Source organism: Pontibaca methylaminivorans, assembly GCF_900156525.1.
In the GTDB taxonomy this organism is placed as follows: domain Bacteria; phylum Pseudomonadota; class Alphaproteobacteria; order Rhodobacterales; family Rhodobacteraceae; genus Pontibaca; species Pontibaca methylaminivorans.
The window spans coordinates 310,675-330,375 of record NZ_FTPS01000001.1; the positions used below are offsets into that span (position 1 = coordinate 310,675).

General features: G+C 70.1%; 17 protein-coding genes, 1 pseudogene and 2 riboswitches. Of the genes and pseudogenes, 12 read left to right on the forward strand and 6 right to left on the reverse strand.

Translation table 11 applies throughout. The features are described from left to right. Positions 1 to 86 precede the first annotated feature (86 nt). The 4 genes from B0B01_RS01620 to B0B01_RS01635 are packed head-to-tail and all read right to left on the reverse strand — an operon-like array spanning position 87 to position 5,077. Positions 87 to 1,112, reverse strand: a complete 1,026-nt coding sequence (locus B0B01_RS01620) for a FecCD family ABC transporter permease (RefSeq protein WP_076646679.1) — start codon at positions 1,110 to 1,112, stop codon at positions 87 to 89. Beyond that, positions 1,112 to 2,101 carry an ABC transporter substrate-binding protein gene (locus B0B01_RS01625; protein ID WP_076646682.1) on the reverse strand — a complete coding sequence of 330 codons (990 nt, stop codon included), beginning with the start codon at positions 2,099 to 2,101 and terminating at the stop codon, positions 1,112 to 1,114. Before B0B01_RS01625 ends, B0B01_RS01620 begins: the two co-directional genes overlap by 1 nt. Before the next feature lie 11 nt (positions 2,102 to 2,112). Beyond that, positions 2,113 to 2,883, reverse strand: coding sequence for an ABC transporter ATP-binding protein (locus B0B01_RS01630; RefSeq protein ID WP_076646684.1), 771 nt, complete (start codon positions 2,881 to 2,883; stop codon positions 2,113 to 2,115). Position 2,884: 1 nt separating this feature from the next. Further along, positions 2,885 to 5,077: a TonB-dependent receptor gene (locus tag B0B01_RS01635; protein ID WP_234967680.1), complete on the reverse strand. Its 2,193-nt coding sequence runs from the start codon at positions 5,075 to 5,077 to the stop codon at positions 2,885 to 2,887. A gap of 115 nt (positions 5,078 to 5,192) precedes the next feature. Beyond that, positions 5,193 to 5,391, reverse strand: a riboswitch (cobalamin riboswitch). A 155-nt stretch (positions 5,392 to 5,546) separates the two neighbouring features. Next, positions 5,547 to 5,760: riboswitch (cobalamin riboswitch) on the forward strand. Between the two features lie 117 nt (positions 5,761 to 5,877). Between B0B01_RS01635 and B0B01_RS01640 the strand changes: the two genes are divergently transcribed. The 7 genes and pseudogenes from B0B01_RS01640 to cobJ all read left to right on the forward strand — a co-directional run bounded on the left by B0B01_RS01640 (position 5,878) and on the right by cobJ (position 13,807). Next, positions 5,878 to 6,249 (forward strand): DUF1636 domain-containing protein, encoded by a 372-nt coding sequence (locus B0B01_RS01640; protein ID WP_076646686.1) that lies wholly within the window; start codon positions 5,878 to 5,880, stop codon positions 6,247 to 6,249. Beyond that, entirely contained in the window at positions 6,246 to 7,274 is a 1,029-nt protein-coding gene (gene cobW / locus B0B01_RS01645) for a cobalamin biosynthesis protein CobW (protein ID WP_076646688.1), read from the forward strand. Before B0B01_RS01640 ends, cobW begins: the two co-directional genes overlap by 4 nt. Then, on the forward strand, positions 7,274 to 10,549 hold the full coding sequence (gene cobN, locus B0B01_RS01650) for a cobaltochelatase subunit CobN (protein WP_076646690.1): 3,276 nt from the start codon (positions 7,274 to 7,276) through the stop codon (positions 10,547 to 10,549). Before cobW ends, cobN begins: the two co-directional genes overlap by 1 nt. A gap of 44 nt (positions 10,550 to 10,593) precedes the next feature. After that, positions 10,594 to 10,776: pseudogene (locus tag B0B01_RS13380) on the forward strand (precorrin-3B synthase); the annotation flags it as partial. 909 nt (positions 10,777 to 11,685) lie between these two features. Continuing rightward, positions 11,686 to 12,315, forward strand: a complete 630-nt coding sequence (locus B0B01_RS13385) for a precorrin-8X methylmutase (protein WP_083946203.1) — start codon at positions 11,686 to 11,688, stop codon at positions 12,313 to 12,315. Next, on the forward strand, positions 12,312 to 13,055 hold the full coding sequence (gene cobI, locus B0B01_RS01660; RefSeq protein WP_076646692.1) for a precorrin-2 C(20)-methyltransferase: 744 nt from the start codon (positions 12,312 to 12,314) through the stop codon (positions 13,053 to 13,055). The genes B0B01_RS13385 and cobI overlap by 4 nt, the downstream gene beginning before the upstream one ends. Positions 13,056 to 13,060: 5 nt before the next feature. Beyond that, positions 13,061 to 13,807, forward strand: coding sequence for a precorrin-3B C(17)-methyltransferase (cobJ, locus tag B0B01_RS01665; RefSeq protein ID WP_076649987.1), 747 nt, complete (start codon positions 13,061 to 13,063; stop codon positions 13,805 to 13,807). On the opposite strand, the gene B0B01_RS01670 is transcribed toward cobJ, so the two are convergent. Then, on the reverse strand, positions 13,786 to 14,529 hold the full coding sequence (locus B0B01_RS01670; protein WP_076646694.1) for a cobalt-precorrin-6A reductase: 744 nt from the start codon (positions 14,527 to 14,529) through the stop codon (positions 13,786 to 13,788). The genes cobJ and B0B01_RS01670 overlap by 22 nt on opposite strands. Here B0B01_RS01670 and cbiE point away from each other — a divergent pair. The 5 genes from cbiE to cobA are packed head-to-tail and all read left to right on the forward strand — an operon-like array spanning position 14,528 to position 18,960. Next, positions 14,528 to 15,715, forward strand: coding sequence for a precorrin-6y C5,15-methyltransferase (decarboxylating) subunit CbiE (gene cbiE, locus B0B01_RS01675; protein WP_076646696.1), 1,188 nt, complete (start codon positions 14,528 to 14,530; stop codon positions 15,713 to 15,715). The two genes, B0B01_RS01670 and cbiE, sit on opposite strands and share 2 nt — an antisense overlap. Beyond that, positions 15,712 to 16,119 carry a cobalamin biosynthesis protein gene (locus B0B01_RS01680; protein ID WP_234967681.1) on the forward strand — a complete coding sequence of 136 codons (408 nt, stop codon included), beginning with the start codon at positions 15,712 to 15,714 and terminating at the stop codon, positions 16,117 to 16,119. The genes cbiE and B0B01_RS01680 overlap by 4 nt, the downstream gene beginning before the upstream one ends. Then, entirely contained in the window at positions 16,116 to 16,886 is a 771-nt protein-coding gene (gene cobM / locus B0B01_RS01685; RefSeq protein ID WP_076646700.1) for a precorrin-4 C(11)-methyltransferase, read from the forward strand. The genes B0B01_RS01680 and cobM overlap by 4 nt, the downstream gene beginning before the upstream one ends. Continuing rightward, positions 16,883 to 18,193: a cobyrinate a,c-diamide synthase gene (locus tag B0B01_RS01690; protein WP_076646702.1), complete on the forward strand. Its 1,311-nt coding sequence runs from the start codon at positions 16,883 to 16,885 to the stop codon at positions 18,191 to 18,193. The genes cobM and B0B01_RS01690 overlap by 4 nt, the downstream gene beginning before the upstream one ends. Beyond that, the gene (gene cobA, locus B0B01_RS01695) at positions 18,190 to 18,960 is read left to right on the forward strand and encodes a uroporphyrinogen-III C-methyltransferase (RefSeq protein WP_076646704.1); all 771 of its coding nucleotides are present in this window, start codon (positions 18,190 to 18,192) and stop codon (positions 18,958 to 18,960) included. The genes B0B01_RS01690 and cobA overlap by 4 nt, the downstream gene beginning before the upstream one ends. Here the strand turns inward: cobA and cobF are convergent. Next, entirely contained in the window at positions 18,926 to 19,666 is a 741-nt protein-coding gene (gene cobF / locus B0B01_RS01700) for a precorrin-6A synthase (deacetylating) (protein WP_076646706.1), read from the reverse strand. The two genes, cobA and cobF, sit on opposite strands and share 35 nt — an antisense overlap. Positions 19,667 to 19,701: the final 35 nt, after the last annotated feature.

Genomic DNA, 19,701 nt, shown 5'->3' on the forward strand with positions numbered 1-19,701 from the left:
TGCGGCAAGACCCGGGAGGATCGGAAACCGCCGCGCCTTGCCCGGGCGGCGCCGCTTCCCGCGCCCGGTCCCGCGCGCGCCGCGGCTCAGCCCCGGTCGCGCGACAAAAGGACGATGAAGAACAATCCGCCGATCAGCCCCGTCACCACCCCGACCGGCATGTCGTTCGGTGCCGTGATCCGGCGCGCGGCAATATCCGCCAGCACCAGGAAAATTGCCCCGAGCAGGGCGCTGACCGGCAGCACGCGACGGTTGTCGCCGCCGACGAGAAGCCGCGTGATATGGGGCATCATCAGCCCGACAAAGCCGATCATGCCGGAAAACGCCACCAGCACCCCGGTCAGGAAGGCGCTGACGGTCAGGGTCAGGATGCGCAGGCCGCGGGGGTTGACGCCAAGCGTCGCGGCGGTTTCCTCGCCCATGGCGAGCGCGTTCAGCTGCTCGGCCAGATAGCGGAACACGACACCTGAAAACAGCAGCGCCACCGCCGGAAAGACCAGGTTGTTCCACTGTGCGAAACCGAACCCCCCGAGCGACCAGAACACGACCGAACTGATCGCGTGGGGATCGGCCAGCATGATCATGACATTGCTGCCCGCGGCAATGACGAAGGACACCGCAAGCCCCGCGAGGATCAGCCGCGTCGGCCCTCCGGCACGCGAAATCCCCCCGACCATGACCACGGCCGCTGTCGCGCCGAGCGCCCCCATGAAGGCAAAAAGCGGCAGGGTATAGACCCCGAGCAGGCTGCCCAGAAACAGGATCGCGAGATTGGCCCCGAACCCGGCCCCGGCCGACACGCCGAGCAGATGCGGATCGGCCAGAGGGTTGCGCGTCACCGCCTGCATCACCGTCCCCGCCAGCCCGAGCCCGGCCCCCACCATCGCCGCCAGCAGGGCGCGTGGCAGACGCAGTTCCCAGACGATGTTTTCGCGCCCCATGTCCCAGTGCGGCGCGATCGAGGCGAGCGAAGCCTTGTTGAGGATGATCGACCAGACCGTCAGGAACGGAATCCGCGCCGATCCGATGCTGACCGAAAGCGTGATCGAAAACAGGCACAGCACGGCAAGGACGGCGCAGACCGCCGGATAATGCGGGCGCAGGAACCCCATCAGCCGGGCCCGCCGTGCAGGAACGCCGCAAGCTTTTCCACCGCGTCGACATTGCGCGGTCCCGGCGTCAGTTCGTCATAGCTCAGCACCAGAAGGCGGTCGTTGCGCACCGCGCCGACATGGGAAAGCGCCGGGTGGGACCTGAAAAAGGCGATCTTGTCGCGGGCCGAAATCTCTCCGTAATCGACGATCACGACCGCTTCGGGGTCCAGGTCGGCAACGGTCTCCCAGTCGATGCGCACCCAGCTGTTGTCGAGCATCGCGGCGATGTTCTCGCCCCCGGCGGCCTCGATGATGGCCTGCGGCATGGCGTAGCCGCCGGCAGTCAGCGGCACCTTGTCGCCCGAATCATAGACAAAGACCCGCGGCTGCGCCTTCTGCGCACCGGTGCCGGCGGCAATTCCGGTCGCGACGCGGGCGAGCCGCTCGCGATAGCCGGCGATCAGCGCCGCCGCCCGTTCGGGCACGCCGAAGATCCGCGCGAGGTTCTCCAGATCGCGGAACAGGACATCGAAATCCGGCCGCTGATGCTGCCCGAGCCGGACGCAGGATTCGGAGAGTTCGTAAACCGCGATCCCGTAGCGGCCAAGGCTTTCGGGCGTGACCTCGCCGCCGACCCGCATGCCGTAGCTCCAGCCCGCGAAATAGAAGTCGATCCCCTCGTCGAGAAAGGTCTCGAGCGTCGGATAGCTGCGCTGGATCGCGCGCAGCCCGGCGGCGGCGGGAAAGGCCGCGAGCGTCGCCGCCCCCCCGGTCCGGCCGCTGTAGCCGAGAAGGCTGTCCTCGAGCCCGAGCGCGAGCATGATCTCGATCAGGTTCGAGCCGTTGACCAGCGCCCGCCGGGGCGGTTCGGCAATCGTGACCTCGCGCCCGCAACTGCTGACGGTGACGGGAAACGGATCGCGCGCTGCCCCCGCCATGGCCGGGACGGCATTCGCGATCAGGGCCGAGAGGACAATCGGGGCAAGACCCCGCAGGGGCTGTTTCATGGGCATTCTCGTCACGAAATCAGGTCGAAGGAAAAGCGCGGGCGCCCGGTTGCGGCCTCGGTGATGGTCGCGGCCACGTCGAAGGCGGTGCGGATCGTGGCCGGCGTCAGCGTCTCGCCCGGCGGGCCGAGCGCGCAGACGCGACCGCCCCGCATCACCAGCACCTGGTCGGCCACCGCCGCCGCAAGTTCGAGATCATGCAGCGTGATCAGCACCGTTGCCCTGATGCGCCCGAGCAGCGCCATGATTTCCAGCTGATGGCGGATGTCCAGATGGTTGGTCGGTTCGTCCAGAACGATCAGCTGCGGTTCCTGCACCATGGCACGGGCCAGCAGAACGCGCTGTTTCTCGCCCCCCGAAAGGCTGCCGAAGGTGCGGTCGGCCATGTCGGTCAGCCCGAACTCCGCAAGCACCCGGTCGATCACCGCCTCGTCCGCCCCGGCACGGGGCTGGCCGTTGCGATGCGGGATGCGCCCCATGGCGACGACCTCGCGCAGGGTAAAGGAAAAATCGGGCGCGCCCTCCTGCAGCACCGCCGCGACGAGCCGCGAAACCTCGCGCGCGGAAAGCCGCCAGATATCGCGCCCCCCGACCTGCACCTGTCCTGACAGGGGCCGGTTGTGGCGGTAGATGCTGCGCAACAGCGTCGATTTCCCGGCCCCGTTCGCACCGACGATGGCCGTGGTCGTGCCGGCCGGAACATCGAAGCTGATGTCCTCGATGATCCGCCGGTCCGGGCGCGGCCCCCAGGAGAGGCCGCGCACTGTGAGATCGAGCGCCACGTCAGAACCGGATGTTGACGTCGAGCGTCGCCATCCGCGGCGGCCCGAGCAGCCACTGGGTGTCCCGGCCCGATGTCGCATAGAGCCGGTTCGCGACGTTCTCGATATTGAGGTCCACGCTGATGTTGTCCTGCGGGCGCCATTGCAGCCCGGCATTCACCACCGTGTAGGAGGGGCGCCGGCTGGTGTTCGCATCACTGGTGAATGCCTCGGAGACGTAATGCGCGCCCGCGCGGGCGGTCCAGTTCGCGGCGAAATCCCAGGAGCCCCAGATATTGGCGACCCGGTGCGGCACATTCGCCGCGCGGTTGCCGGAATAATCGCCGCCCGGCTGCACGTAATCGTCAAAGCGGGAGGAAACGAACGCCGCATTCGCATTGACGCGGAAGGTTGGCGACACCTCAAGGCCGATGGCGGCCTCGATCCCTTTCGCGCTTTGCCTGCCGATCTGGTGGGTCACGTCCGGGTCATCGGGGTCGCGCGCCAGAAGGTCGGTCTTGACGATGCGATAGGCCGCAAGCGTCGCATCGCCGCGCCCCTCGAGAAAGCCGAATTTCACCCCGATTTCCTGCTGGCGCGCCCGGGTCAGTTTCAGGTCGGCCTGAGACTCGGATAATGAAAGAGCGCTGCCGATCGGCTCAGTTGCTCGGGAATACTGCGCATAAACAGCCACATCCGGCACCGGGTTCCAGACCGCGCCGATGCGCCAGCTGGTTGAGCTGAATTTTTTTGTATAGGCGGGCTCGCGCGATTTAATGTCCACGTTATCATAACGCAGACCGCCGACCAGCGCCCATTGGTCATTGAACTTTATCCGATCATCCATGAACAATGAGTATTGATTCATCTTTGAATCATTGATGATATTCATCGTATAGGGGCCGAATACCCCAGGGCGCGGATTGAGAAAATCAACTGTGGTCTCATCTGTGGCAGGAGTGTGCCTCAATCTCACATATTTCATCCGATTGACGTCAAAGCCAAACGTCGCAGTATTCTCAATATTTCCGAATGTGCTCTCGATAGTTATGTCGGTGCGATTTCCTGTCTCTTCCACATCGTGAGCCAGAGCGAGCCGGGGCTGGCGTGTAACCACTCCGGTGCCGGGGCCATAAGTGTAGCTCTCCACGTTGCGCCAGTCGCGGTTGCTGGTCAGGTGATAGGTGCTGCTGGTCAGCGTCACGCTGTCGTTGGGCGTCCATTCCGCCTTGAGCTGCGTGAACCTGTCCTTGTAGCGCACGAGGCTGTCCTCGACGTTGTAGTTGCGATAGCGCACGCGCCGGTCCACCTGACCATCCACCAGCGGCGTGCCGAAATAGCGGCTCGGGCGGTTGTCGCCGAAATCATGCGAAAGCGTCAGCGCAAGGGTCTCGGTCGCCTGCCAGCGCAGCGCCGCCGAAAGCGAACGCGACGACATGTTGTCCCGATCCATCCAGCCGTCGGAGCCGGTGATATTGGCATCGAAACTGTAGGCCAGCCGGTCGCCCAGCGGCCCGGCGCTGCCATAGGCCAGCCCGCGCTGGCCATGGGTGCCGATGGTGGCCCGCAACTCGTCGCGCCGCCCCTCGGTCAGCGGCTTTTTCGGGATCACGTTGATCGCGCCGCCGACACCCCCTTCGCCGTAAAGCACACCGGCCGGGCCGTTCAGCACCTCGATGCGGTCCACGCTCCAGGTGTCGAAGGGGAAGGTGATCGTGCCCGAGGCCGGGTAAAGCCGCGTGCCGTCATACAGCCGCGTGACCGACCCGTGTCCGTTGAATCCGCGCATGCTGACCGAGGTGCCGCCGTTGCCCGGCGAGCCGCCAAAGCTCACGCCGATCCCGGTGTTCACGATCGCCCGCGTCACATCGCGCTCGCCCCGGCTGCGGATCGCACCCCCGTCGATCACCTGCACGCTGGCCGGCGTCTCGAAGGAGCTGAGGCCAAGCCGGCTGCCGGCGGTGGAACCTTGATGCAGGTCGAGATCCGCCGCCCCCTGCCCCTCGATGGTGATGGTATCGAGCAGCAGCGTCTCGCCGTTGTCCTCGCTGCTGCGGGTGGCGTCCTGCGCAGAAAGCGGCGCGGCCGTGCCGGCCAGAAGCGCGGCGACGACAAGAGCCCGCCGGCGCCTTGGCCGGGCAGGAAGGCGCGGAATTGACGGCACGAGGCCGGACACGCCCGAAAGGGCGGTTGACTGAGATATGAGTTCGGGCACGGATTTCGGCTCCAGCGATCATTTCACCGTCACCGCAAACGCTGCATCCTGTTGCCCGGACTGTCCCTGCGGGCGGATGCGAATTTCACCAGGACACCCCGCCCGATGTGTTCACGCGTGACAACGGCTGACGGCAGGTCTCCTGGCTCGCGAAGCACCGCCCCCTGTCGCCTTCCCGGGGATCGCTCCCAGTGGCATGTGACAGAAGGCTCTCCGCCTACAGTTGCGGGGGCAGCTGCAGCATGAGGCCATCCGGCCCGCACTGCATTCCCTTTTCATTCCGAAATCGGAAAACCGTCGGGACAATCCTTAAGGCGCCCGATGCGGTGCGTCAACGCCCCTGAAGCACGGCCCTGAAACACCGCCCGGTTTCACCCCCGGACATCGGGCCACCGCCGGTTCCACGGCCCGCCGCCCGGTCGCGGGGCGTGGTCCGCGCTCGCGCTTGACAAGCGGGGCGGAAACGGGCTTGGCTCTGCGCATCGCTGGTTCCTGCAGTTTTGCAGGCGAAGAGGGAATGCGACGCCCCGGGCCACCCGGGACAAAACGCAGCCGCCCCCGCGACCGTGACCGGAGAGGATGCCCACTGCCACTGACATCGCGTCGGGAAGGCCGGGCAGCCGCCAGGGGTATCGCCCCTGACATCCGCAAGCCGGGAGACCTGCCAGCACCGGCCCCGCCGTTTCCGGGGCCGTTTCGGAATCATGCGGCCGGGGCATGCCGCAGACCGGACGTGCGGGCGCATGTGCCCCGCACCCCCGTCTGTTCCTCCGGTTGCGAAACTCTGGTCGGAGGGGCCGATGTGTGACGCGATCGAAATCGAACTGGTGGTCTGTACCACCTGCCGCATGTCCGCGGACGGAACCGGGGCGCAACAGCCCCTGCGCGACGGCGCGCGGCTGTCCGCGGCGCTGTCCGCCCGCGGCATTCCCCATGTCAGGCAGGAATGCCTGTCTGCCTGCCGGCGCGGCTGCGTCGTCGTGCTGCGGGGCCCCGGGCGCTGGACCTACCTGCAGGGCGAACTCGATCCCGACCGCGACCTTGACGCGCTCGAGACCATGACCGCCGCCTATCGCGCCGCGCCCGAAGGTTTCCTGCCCTGGCGCGAGCGCCCCGAAAGCCTGCGCCGCAACATCATCGCCCGCATACCGCCAATGGAGCCCGTGAAATGAGCCTTGAGAAAACCCCCGTCACCATCGTTACCGGCTTTCTGGGGGCCGGAAAGACCACGCTGATCCGCCACCTGCTGCAGAACCCGGGCGGGCGGCGGCTTGCCGTTCTGGTCAACGAATTCGGCGATGCCGGGGTGGACGGCGACCTGATCCGGGGCTGCGCGGATGAAAACTGCCCCGAGGCCAATATCCTTGAACTGACCAACGGCTGCATCTGCTGCACCGTCGCCGATGATTTCATCCCCACCATCGAGCGCCTTCTGGCGATGGAGCCGCGCCCCGATCACATCCTGATCGAGACCTCGGGCCTTGCCCTGCCCAAGCCGCTGCTCAAGGCCTTCGACTGGCCCGACCTGCGCTCGAAGATCACGATCGACGGCGTGATCGCGCTCGCCGATGCCGAGGCGGTGGCGAACGGCACCTTCGCCCCCGATCCCGAACACCCCGGCAACACCGGCAGCGATTCGGGCGCCGATCACGAGACCCCGCTGTCCGAAGTGTTCGGAGACCAGATCGCCTGCGCCGACCTCGTGCTGCTGTCCAAGGCCGACCTCGCCGGCGAAGAGGGGCTCGCCACGGCGCGCGCGGCGGTTCTGGCCGAGGCGCCGCGGGACCTGCCGGTCCTGCCCCTGACCGACGGGGTGATCGACGCCCGTGTGGTGCTCGGGATCCATGCGGCGGCCGAAGACAGCATCAATGCCCGCCCCTCGCATCACGACGGTGCCGACGACCACCACGACCACGACGATTTCGACACCATCGTGATCGACCTGCCGGAAGTCGATGACCCGGACAGGCTTGCCGCCAGGGTCGAGGCCCTGACCGCATCGCGGAAAATCCTGCGCATCAAGGGGCACGTGGCGATCGCGGATCGCCCGCTCAGGCTGCTGGTGCAGGCGGTGGGGCCACGGGTGCGCCATCAGTTCGACCGCCCCTGGGGGGCCGCGCCGCGCGAGGGGCGGCTCGTCGTCATCGCCGAAAAGGGTGATCTCGACCCGGATGCGATCCGCGCGGCGCTGATCTGATGCACGTCCTCTTCCGCGAAAGCCACGGGCTGGAGGAAACGGCCACGCCGCGCGATCTCGGGCAGGCGCCCGCGGATCTGGTGGTGCTGTCCTTTTCCGACAGCGATCTCGGCGCTTTCGCGGCGGGCTGGCGGCGCGGGCGCGAGGGGCTGCCCTCGCTGCGGCTCGCCAATCTTTCGGCGCTGCTGCACCCGCTTTCGGTCGATACCTATGTCGAGGCAACGCTTTCCGGGGCGCGGGGCATCCTGATCCGCCTGCTGGGCGGCACCGCCTTCTGGCGCTACGGGGTCGAGCAGGTCGCGGCCCTTGCCCGCGAAAAGGGCATCGCGCTCGCGATCCTGCCGGCGGACGGGCAGCCGGACCCGGCGCTTGACGCGGCCTCGACCCTGCCGGTCGCGACCCTGCGCCGGCTGGCGGAACTCTGCGATGCGGGGGGCGCGATCGCGGCGCAGGGGGCGCTGGCGCAGCTTGCGCTTGCCTCTGGTCTTTATGCCGGGCCGGTGCCGGGGCCGAAGACCCTGCCGCCGTTCGGGCTCTGGCACCCCGATCACGGCCCCCTGCCCGACCCGGAACCGGACGCGCCATTGCCGGGCGCGCCGGATGCGCGCCCGCTGATCGCGGTGCCCTTCTACCGTGCCTGGGCCGCTGCCGCCGATACCGAAGGCGTCGCCGCCCTGATGCGCGGCCTTGAGGCGGGCGGCTTCCGCACGCTCGGCCTTTTCGTGCCGAGCCTCAAGGACAGCGCCGCCGCCGGCTGGTTGCGCGCCGTCCTGCCCCGCCTTTCCCCGGTCGCGGTGGTCAACACCACGGCCTTTTCCGCGCGCGGCAGGGCCGGTTCCCCCCTTGATGCTGCCGGGGTGCGGGTGTTCCAGGCGATTCACGCCACCAATGACCGCGCCGCCTGGTCCGGGGCCGAACGCGGCCTGTCGCCTGCGGACCTTGCCATGCATGTCGCGCTCCCCGAGGTGGACGGGCGGATCAACGCCGGGGTGATCTCGTTCAAGGAAACCACGGCGCGCGACCCGGAACTCGAATTCAGCCATGCCGCCCACTGTCCCGATCCCGAGCGCATCCGGGCCACCGTCGCCCGCGTTGCCGCCCATATCGCGCTGGCCGCGCAGCCTGCGCCCGCGCGGCGGGTCGCGCTCGTGCTTTCGACCTATCCGGGGCGCAGCTATCGCATGGCCCATGCGGTCGGGCTCGACGCGCTGGCTTCGGCCCGTGCGATGCTCGAGGATCTGGCGGAGGCCGGTCACGACACCACAGCGGGCGCGCCGCTTGAACAGGCGCTGGGCGACTCCATCCGCTGGCCGCTTGCGGATTACCTGCGCGCGCTCGATACCCTTCCCGAAGCGCTGCGCGACGACCTTTGCCGGGTGCACGGCGCGCCGCAGGACGACCCCGCCCTGAAGGGCGGGCATTTCCATTTCGCCGCGACCCGACGGGGCAAGGCCATTGTCGCGCTGCAACCGGAGCGCAGCCGCAGCGCGGACCGCGAGGGCGAATATCACGACACCACGCGCGTGCCCTGTCACGCCTATGCGGCCTTTTATCTCTGGCTGCGCGAACAGGCGGACGCCATGGTCCATATCGGCGCGCACGGCACGCTCGAATGGCTGCCCGGCAAGGCGGTGGCGCTGTCTGCCGCCTGCTGGCCCGAAGCGCTGACCGGCGCGCTTCCGGTGGTCTATCCCTTCATCGTGAACGACCCGGGCGAAGCCGCACAGGCGCGCCGCCGCATCGGGGCGCTGACGCTCGGCCACCTGCCGCCGCCGCTTGCGGAAACCGGATCCTTGCCGGAACTCACCCGGATCGAGGCGCTGCTTGACGAATATTCCACCGCCGACGGGCTCGATCCGGCGCGGCGCAATCGCCTGATCGCGGCGATCCGCGAGGCCGCGCAACAGGCCGGGATCGAGGACGATCTCGGCATTCCCGGCGATGCAGGCCCCGCCGAGGCGATCCCGATGATCGACGCCTTCGTCTGCGACCTGAAGGAAAGCCGCTTCGGCGAGGGGCTGCATGTCTGGGGGCGCGGCACCCCGCAGGAGGACGGCCGGCTTGCCGGCGACCCGGCCTCGATCAGGGGTGAGCGCGCGGCGCTGATCGCCGCGCTTGCCGGGCAACCCCTTGAACCGGGGCCTTCGGGCTCGCCCTTCCGGGGGCGTGCCGATGTGCTGCCCACGGGGCGGGCGCTGTTTTCCACCGATCCGCGCGCGGTGCCTTCGCGCAATGCCCATGCGCAGGGGGTCCGGCTGGCCGGGGAACTGATCCGCAGCCACCTGCAGGAACGCGGCGACTATCCGCAGGGGCTCGTGGTCAATCTCTGGGGTTCGGCGACCATGCGCACGGCGGGCGAGGAATTTGCCATGGCCCTGCACCTGGCCGGCATCGCGCCGCGCTGGGACGCGGATTCCGAGCGCGTGAGCGGTTTCGAGATCATCCCGCTCACCCTGCTCGACCGGCCCCGGATCGAGGTCACGCTGCGCGTCTCGGGCCTGTTCCGCGACGTGTTTCCCGAACTCGCCGCGCTTTTCGAGGCCGCCACGACGGCCCTGGCCGAGCGCGACGAGGCCCCCGACATGAACCCCTATGTCAGCGCCGCGCCGGGGCCGCGCGTCTTTGCGCCGGCGCCGGGGAGTTACGGGCTCGGCATCTCGACCGGACATCTGGGCGAATCCGCCCGCCGCGCCGCCGGCGAGGCCTGGCTTGCGGCCTCGGCCCATTCCGCCGCGGGAGAGCCGGCGCGCGACACGCTCGAAACCCGGCTGCGCGGCGCCGACAGCTTTGTCCATGCGCAGGACATGCCCGAAACCGACCTGCTTCTGGCCGAGGATTACGCCGCGCATGAGGCCGGATTCGCCGCCGCCATGGCCCGGATCGGGGCGCCCGAACCCGCGCTTTACCACCTTGACGCGACCCGCCCCGAAGCGCCCCGCGCCCGTCCGCTGGCCACGGAAATCGCCCGCGTGACCCGCGCCCGCGCCGCCAATCCGCGCTGGATCGCCGGCATGATGCGGCACGGCTTCCGCGGTGCGGGCGAAATCGCGGCGACGCTCGACCACATGGCCGCGTTCGCGCATCTCGCGGGGGTCGTGCCCGCGCATCTGTTCGACCTTTACCACGACGCGACGCTCGGCCGGCCCGAGGTGCGCGCCTTTCTGGAAACCGAAAGCCCCGAGGCGCTCCGGGCGATGGAGGCGCGCTTTGCCGCCCTGGCCGAGGCCGGCCTGTGGCAAAGCCGCTCGAACAGCCGGGCGATGGGGATGTCATGAACGCCGATGTGATCAAAGACCGCTGCCCCGGCGCCCTGCAGCCGATGGAGGCCGCCGACGGGCTGATCCTGCGCATCCGTCCCCCTGCCTCGCGGCTCGTGCCGGCGCAGGCGCGCGCCATTGCGGATCTCGCGCAGATGCACGGCAGCGGCATGGTCGAACTCGGCAGCCGCGCGCATCTGCAGATCCGGGGCCTTCGGGCGCAGGCGCTGCCGAAGGTGCAGGCAATGCTTGCCGATCATGGCCTGCTTGACCCGGATCCCGGCACAGAGGCGCGGCGCAACATCCTGACCACGCCGCTCTGGCAGGGCGACGTGGTGCCCGATCTCGTCGCGGCGCTCGAAGGTATTCTGGCACAAGCGCCCGTTTTGCCGCCGAAATTCGGCCTTGCGGTGGATGCGGGACCGGTTGCGGTGCTTGGGTCCGCCTCGGCCGACCTGCGGGTCGAGCGGGGTGAAAGCGGCGGGCTGATCCTGCGGGCGGATGGTATGATGCGGGGCGAAACCGTCGCCGCCGGGGAACTGCCCGCGCGCGTGCTTGCCCTGTTGCGCTGGTTCGCGGCGCGTCGCGGCGAGTACCGGCGCATGGCGGCGCTGGTCGCGGCCGGCATCTTTCCCCCGATCCGCGCCGATGAAGGCCCCGCAACCGCAACCGGCCCCGCGCTGGCGCCCGGCCCCGTTCCGGGCGGGTTCTGCGTCGCCCTGCCTTTCGGGCAGATCGCGGCGGCGGGGCTCCATGCCATCGCGACCGCGCCGCTGCGGCTCACCCCCTGGCGTTCGATCCTGGTCGAGGGCGCGAAAGCCGCCCCCGCCCTGCCCGATCTGATCACGGATGCGGAGGATCCGCTCCTGCGGGTCGCGGCCTGCACCGGCGCGCCGGGCTGTTCCCATGCCAGCGTCGAGACCCGCGCCCTCGCCCGCCGCCTTGCGCCGCATGTGCCGCCGGGGCGATTCCTGCATGTCTCGGGCTGCGCCAAGGGCTGCGCCCATCCCCGTGCGGCGGATCTGACCCTGACCGGGCGCGACGGGCGGTTCGACCTGATCCCGGGCGGTGCGCCCATGGATCCGCCCGCGCGCCGGGCTGTCGCCCCCGCCGATGCCGCCGATCCTGTTTCCACCTTCTTCACAGAGGCCACCTTGCCCCACAGCTATGAAACCGACGGCGCGGCGATCTACCGCGCCAGCTTTGCCACCATCCGCGCCGAATCCGACCTGGCCCGTTTCACCCCGGAAGAAGAGGTCGTCGCGGTGCGCATGATCCACGCCGCCGGCATGGTGGAGCTTGCGCCCCATATCCGCTTTGCCCCGGGCTTCGCCCAGGCCGCGCGCGGGGCGCTCGCTGCTGGCGCGCCGATCCTCTGCGATGCGCATATGGTGAGCGAGGGCATCACCCGCGCCCGCCTGCCCGCCGGAAACCCGGTGATCTGCACCCTGCGCGCCCCCGAGGTGCCAATGCTTGCCGCCGAAATCGGCACGACCCGCAGCGCCGCCGCGGTCGAGCTGTGGCGCCCGCATCTTGCCGGGGCGCTGGTTGCGATCGGCAATGCGCCGACCGCGCTTTTCCATCTTCTGAACCGGTTGCAGGATCCCGGTTTTCCGCGCCCCGCCGCGATCATCGGCTGCCCGGTCGGATTCATCGGCGCGGCCGAATCCAAGGCCGCGCTTGCCGACGACAACCCGGTGCCCTGGATGATCGTCGAGGGCCGGCTCGGCGGCTCGGCCATGGCGGTGGCGGCGGTCAACGCGCTCGCGGGGCCGCGCGAATGAGCGCGCAGGCGGCCGAACGCCCGGCACCCGGCAAGGTGGTCTGCATCGGGCTTGGCCCCGGTGATCCCGAACTGATGAGCCTGCGCGCCCATCGTCACCTGATGGCGGCGGAAAGGATCGCCTATTTCCGCAAGGCCGGCCATCCCGGCAAGGCGCGGCTGATCGTCGAGGGGATGATCCCGGACCAGGCCGAGGAATGGGCGATGGAATATCCGGTCACGACCGAAATCCCTTTCGATTCACCCCGCTACAGGGCATTGCTCGCGGAATTCTACGACGGCTGGGCGGCCCGGCTTGCGGCGGGCGCATTGCGGGGCGGTGTCGTGGTGCTCTGCGAGGGCGACCCGTTCTTCTACGGCAGTTTCATGCATCTGCACGCCCGCCTCCCCGCCGGTCTGGTCGAGGTGGTTCCCGGCATCCCCGGCATGGCCGGCTGCTGGACCGCCACCAATCTGCCGATCACCTGGGGCGACGATGTGCTGACGGTGCTGCCCGCGACCCTGCCCGAGGACGACCTCGGCCGGCGCATCGCCGACAGCGACGCGCTCGTGGTGATGAAGGTCGGGCGCAATCTGGAAAAACTGCGCCGGGCGCTGTCGCGGCACGGGCGGCTTGCCGATGCCTGGCTGGTCGAACACGGCACCATGCGGGACGAGCGCGTGCGCCGGCTGACCGAGGTCGAGGGCAAGGTGCCCTATTTCTCGATCGTGCTGGTGCACGGGCGGGGGCGGCGGCCATGACCGGGATGGCAGCGGCAGCGCCCGGTTGGCTCGCGGTGGCGGGGCTCGGCCCGGGTGGCGCCGGGCTGGTCACGCCCGAGGTCTCGGCGGCCCTTGCCGGGGCAACCGATATCGTCGGCTACGCGCCCTATGTCGCGCGGGTGCCTGCGCGCGCGGGGCTCGTGCTGCATGCCTCCGACAACCGGGTGGAACTGGAGCGCGCCCGCCACGCCCTTTCCCTTGCGGCGGCCGGGCGGCGGGTGGTGGTGGTCTCCTCGGGCGATCCGGGGGTGTTCGCCATGGCCTCGGCCCTGTTCGAGGCGCTGGAGGCCGGCCCGCCGGACTGGGCCGGGCTCGACATCCGGATCCTGCCCGGCATCACCGCCATGCTTGCCGCGGCGGCGGCGGCGGGGGCGCCGCTCGGCCATGATTTCTGCGCGATCAACCTTTCCGACAACCTCAAGCCTTTCGACCTTGTGCTGAAGCGCATCCGCCTTGCGGTCGAGGGCGATTTCGCCATGGCCTTCTACAATCCGCGCTCGCGCGCCCGTGCCGCTCAGTTCGCGCAGGTGCTCGACCTTCTGCGCGAATCCTGCGCGCCCGGGCGGCTCGTGATCTTTGCCCGTGCGGTCTCGACCCCGGACGAAGACATCCGCATCACCACCCTCGCTGATGCCCGCCCGGACATGGCCGACATGCGCACCGTCGTGCTGGTGGGATCATCCCGCACAAGGCGCGCCGGGCGCTTTGCCTACACCCCGAGGTCGGCATGAAGCCAGCCGAGCACATCCGCAAGCGTGCCGGCGACCCGCCGCGCCGGCAGCGCGGGGCGCGCGACCATGATGACCGGCAGGCCGAGCGCACGCGCCGCCGCGAGCTTGGCGCGTGCCCCCTCGCCACCGGCATTCTTCGCGACCACCAGATTGATACGGTGGCGCATCAGCAACGCCCGGTCTGCGGCCGTATCGAACGGGCCGCGCGCGACCTCGACCGTGCAATCGGGAAGCGGCAGCGCCCCTTCGGGCGGATCGACGAGGCGCAGCAGGTAATGGTGCTGCGCCCGGCCCCGGAACGCGTCGAGATGCTGGCGCCCGATAGCAAGGAACACCCGCGTCGGCTGCGGCGGCAGGGCGGCGGCAGCAGCGGCAAGGTCGGGCACCTCGCGCCAGTCGTCGCCCGCCCCTGCGCGCCAGGGCGGGCGCTCGAACGCCAGCAGCGGCGTGTCGGTCATGGTGCAGGCCGCGACCGCGTTGCGGCTGATTTCCGCCGCGAAGGGGTGCGTCGCGTCGATCACGCGGGCAATGCCCGCCTCGCGCAGATAGCGCGCAAGGCCCCCGATGCCGCCAAAGCCGCCCGTGCGCACCGGCACCGGCTGGCCGCGCGGCGAGCGGGTGCACCCGGCATAGGACAGGACCGCCGGCAGCCCGGCATCGGCCATGGCGGCGGCCAGCCGGCTCGCCTCGGTGGTGCCGCCCAGGATCAGGGTCTTTCGCATGGATGAATGGCTTTCGATCATCGGTATCGGCGAAGATGGCCTTGCCGGGCTGTCGGGCGCAAGCCGCGATGCGCTTGGACGCGCCGAAACCGTGTTCGGCGGGCCGCGTCACCTTGCCATGATCGACCATCCCGACCGCCGCCCCTGGCCGGTGCCCTTTTCGGTCGCGCCGGTGCTGGAACTGCGCGGGCGCCCCGTCGCGGTGCTCGCCTCGGGTGATCCGTTCTGGCATGGCGCGGGCGGCAGTCTTGCGGCGGCGCTTGCGCCCCGTGAATGGCGCACCTTCCCCGCGCCTTCGGTGGTTTCGCTCGCGGCGGCGCGCCTTGGCTGGCGGCTGGAGGATGTGCTGTTGCTCGGCCTTCACGCGGCCCCGCTGGCGCGGCTGCGCCCGCATCTTTCGCCCGGGCGCCGGATCATCCTGACCCTGCGCGATGGCGGATCCGTGGCGGGCCTTGCGGCATTTCTGGTGGCAGAAGGGTTCGGGCAAAGCCGCCTGCGGGTGATGGAGGCACTGGGCGGCCCGCAGGAGCGCATCCGCGAGATCCGCGCCGAAGACCCCCTTGAGGGCGGCGTGCCCGGCCCCCTTGTCGCCATCGCCCTCGAGGTCGAAGGACCGGGCCGGGTGGTTCCCCGCGCCAGCGGCATCAGCGACGATTTCTTCGACCATGACGGGCAGATCACCAAGCGCGAGACCCGCGCGCTCGCGCTCTCCGCGCTTGCCCCCCGGGGCGGAGAACTGCTCTGGGACATCGGCGCGGGGTCGGGTTCGGTCGGGATCGAATGGCTGCTTGCGGATCCGCGAAACCGCGCCATCGGGATCGAGCGCGACCCGGCCCGCGCCGCGCGCGCAAAGGGCAATGCCGCGCGTTTCGGTCTCGGCTCCCGCTACCGGCTTTGCGAGGGTGCGGCGCTTGATGTGATCGCCGGTCTGCCCGCACCGCAGGCCGTGTTCATCGGCGGCGGCGCCTGCGAGGCGCTTCTGCGCGTGCTCTGGGAGGTTCTGCCCGCCGGCTGTCGCCTTGTCGCGCATGCCGTGACGCTGGAAACCGAATCGCTGCTGGCCGCCTGGCACGGCACATGCGGCGGCAGCCTCCTGCGGATCGAACTGTCCCGAGCAGCACCACTTGGCCGCCGGCACGGCTGGCGCGCGAGCTATCCGGTCGTGCAATGGAGCGTCACGCGATGAGCGATGGTGAAACAGCCATGCGGACGATCGCCGGGCTCGGCTTCCGCGAGGCGGCCCACACCGATTCTCTGCGCGACGCGCTGGCCCGCGCGCGGGCGCAAGGGGTGCGCACCCTCGCCGTTCCGGCCGACAAGATTGGACATCGCGCGCTCCGCCCGCTGGCGGCGGCGGGGTATCGCGTGATCGGCATCGTGCCCGCCGTGATGCAAGCAGTCCCGACCCTCACCGAAAGCCCGGCCGCGCGGCGCGCCTACCAGACCGGCAGCGTCGCCGAAGCCTGCGCGCTTGCCGCCGCGCGCGCGGCCTTCGGCCCCCGTGCCCGCCTTGCCGGCCCCCGTGCAATTTCCGGCGATCGGCTTGCGACCGCCGCCCTGGCCCTTGCCCCTGAAGGAGACCCCGAATGACCGTTCATTTCATCGGCGCAGGCCCCGGCGCGCCCGATCTGCTGACCCTGCGCGGGCGCGACCTGATCGCCGCCTGCCCGGTCTGTCTTTACGCCGGCTCGCTGGTCCCCGAAGCGGTGCTGGCCCATTGCCCCGAAGGCGCGCGTATCGTCAACACCGCCCCCATGGACCTTGATGCGATCATGGCTGAAATCAGCGCGGCCCATGCGGCGGGTCAGGATGTGGCGCGGCTCCATTCGGGCGATCTGTCGGTCTGGTCGGCCATGGGCGAACAGCTTCGCCGCCTGCGCGCGCTCGGGATTCCCTTTACCGTCACGCCGGGGGTGCCCGCCTTTGCCGCCGCCGCCGCGACGCTTGGCAGCGAACTCACCCTGCCCGGGGTCGCGCAGAGCGTGGTGCTGACCCGCACGCCGGGGCGCGCCTCGGCCATGCCCGAGGGCGAAACGCTCGCCGCCTTCGCCGCAACCAAAGCCACGCTTGCCATTCACCTGTCAATCCATCGCCTTGCCCGCGTCGCCGAAGAACTGGCACCGTTCTATGGCCCGGACTGCCCCGTTGCCGTGGTCTGGCGGGCCAGCTGGCCGGATCAGCGGATCATCCGCGGCACACTCGCTGATATTGCGGATCTGGTCGGGGCCATGGAGCGCACGGCGCTGATCCTCGTCGGCCCGGCGCTCGCGGCCGAGGGGTTCAGCGAAAGCCGCCTTTATGCCGCCGATTACGACCGCCGCTTTCGGGCCGGCCGGACCGACGCGGTGAAATCATGACGCGCCCGGCACCGGGGCTGATCATCTCGGCCCCCGCCTCGGGGGCGGGCAAGACCACGGTCATGCTCGGATTGCTGCGCTGCCTGGCCGAGGACGGCGTGACCGTGCAGCCCTACAAATGCGGGCCCGATTATATCGACCCTGCCTTTCACCGGGCCGCCTGCGGGCGCGAGAGCTTCAACCTCGACAGCTGGGCCATGCGCGCGGGCGTCCTTGGCACGCAGCTTGCGCGCGGCGGTGACATGGCGCTGGCCGAGGGATCCATGGGGCTGTTCGACGGCGTGCTGCGGGCGGGCGAATCCGGCACCGGGGCAAGCGCCGACATATCGGCGCTGACCGGCTGGCCGGTGGTGGTGGTGCTCGACGTTTCGGGTCAGGCGCAGACGGCGGCGGCGCTGGCGCATGGCATGGCGACGTTCCGCGCTGATGTGCCGGTGGCCGGGGTGATCCTGAACCGCGTGGCCAGCCCGCGGCACGAACGCTACCTGCGTCAGGGGATGGAACTGGCCGGCCTGCGGGTTTTCGGGTGCCTGCCGAGACGCGGCGACCTCACCATTCCCGAGCGCCACCTCGGGCTTGTGCAGGCGGTCGAACATCCCGACCTTGAAACCGCCATTTCGCTTTATGCGGCGTTCCTGCGTGACCACCTCGACCTTGCGGCGCTCAGACAGGCAGCGGCGGGGGGTGGCGGTGCGCCGCAGGGCAGCGCCGTGCCGCCCCCGCCCGGCCAGCGCATCGCGCTTGCGCAGGATGCGGCGTTTTCCTTCACCTACGCCCATCTTGTCGACGGCTGGCGCGAACAGGGCGCCGAGATCCTGCCGTTTTCCCCGCTTGCCGACATGCCCCCGCCGATGAGCGCCGATGTCTGCTGGCTGCCGAGCGGCTATCCCGAGCTTCACGCCGGGCGCATCGCCGCCGCGGGCCGGTTCCTTTCGGGGCTGCGCCGCTTTGCGGACCACCACCCGGTGCACGGCGAATGCGGCGGTCACGCGGTGCTGGGCGAGGCGCTGATCGACCGGAGCGGCGCCAGCCACCGCATGGCCGGGCTGCTTGGCCTCGTCACCAGCCACGAGCGGCGGCGGATGTCGCTCGGTTACCGGCTTGCCACCCTTGATGCGCCGATTCCGGGCCACCCGGCCGGGGCGCGGCTGCGCGGGCACGAGTTTCACTATTCGACCACGCTTGCGCAGCCGGATGCGCCGCTGGCCCGGGTCGTCGATGCCGACGGCACGGCGCTCGAGGGCACGGGTTCCTTCCGGGGCCGGGTCAGCGGCACGCCATTCCACCTGATCGCCGGTGCATCATGAGCGGATTCGTGAGCTTCGTCTCCTCCGGGCCGGGTGATCCCGACCTGCTGACCGTCCGGGCCGTCACGCGGCTGGAGAGCGCCGATGTCGTGCTTTACGACGACCTTTCGGGCGGGCCGATCCTCGACCTTGCCCGCGCGGGGGCCGAACTTGTCTCGGTCGGCAAGCGCGCGGGGCGGCGCTCGCCAAGGCAGGACCACGTGAGCCGGCTGCTGATCGACCACGCCCGGACCGGAGCGCATGTCGTGCGGCTGAAATCGGGCGATGCCGGGCTGTTCGGCCGGCTGGAAGAAGAGATCGACGCGCTGAACCTGGCCGGCATCGCCCATGAAATCATCCCCGGCGTGACGGCGGCGAACGCGGCCGCCGCCGCCGCGGGCATCCCGCTGACCCGGCGCATCAGCGCCCGCCGGGTGCAGTTCGTGACCGGCCATGACGTGACCGGGGCGCTGCCCGAGGGGCTGAACTGGGCCGCGCTCGCGGATCCGGGGGCGGTGACGGCGGTGTTCATGGCGCGGGCGACGTTCCCGGCGCTGGCCGCAAGGCTGATCGGGGCGGGCCTGCCCCCCGACACCCCGGCGCTGCTGGCGCAGGGGGTCGCGACCCCGGCCGAGCGGCTGCATCGCGACACGGTCGGCGGGCTCGCGGCAAGGCTTGCGGACGCGCCCCGCGATCCGGCGCCGACGCTGATCCTTTACGGCGCGCTTGCGGAACCCGCACCGCCCGGCGCCGTCACCGCGACCGGCGCAGAAGATAGATGTCCATGATCCAGCCATGGGCCGCGCGCGCCGCCTCGCGCCGCTCCCGGATGCGCGGGCCGGCCTCGGCCAGCGGCCCGTGGTCGAGGATCTGGTTCTCCATCCCGACATAGGCGCCCCACCAGATCGTCACCCCTTCGGGATCGAGCGCCGCGAAGGAACAGTCGCCATCCAGCATGACGACGAGCGTATCGACACCTCCGGGCCAGCCTTCATTGCGCAGGCGCCGCCCGGTGGTGACGAGAAAGGGCGCGCCGATGTCGTTGAGCGCAATGCCATGGGCGGCGGTCAGCACCTGCGGCGACATGAGCCCCGGCACGACGCTCACCGTCACCTCGCCCGCGAGCCGCGCGGCGATGCGCAGGCTGCTGTCGTAAAGCGCGGGATCGCCCCAGACCAGAAGCGCCACCACCTCTGCCTGCGGGCGGGTCGCGATCGCGTCGGCCCAGCGGGCGGCGATCGCATCGTGCCAGTCGCTGACCCGCGACAGATAGGACGGGTTCGCGGGGTCGCGGACCGGCATGTCGAACTCGGCAATTCGGGAATCATCCCCGAGCACCTCGAGGCAGATCGCGCGGCGCAGCGCGGAGAGATCCGCCTTGTCATCGCCCTTGCGCGGGATCAGCACGAGATCGGCGCGCTTCATCGCCCGGATCGCCTGCAGCGTCAGATGTTCGGGGTTTCCGGTCCCGATGCCGATCAGGAGAATGTCCATGGCGCGCCTCGATGCCTGATTTCACCGGCCCTGAA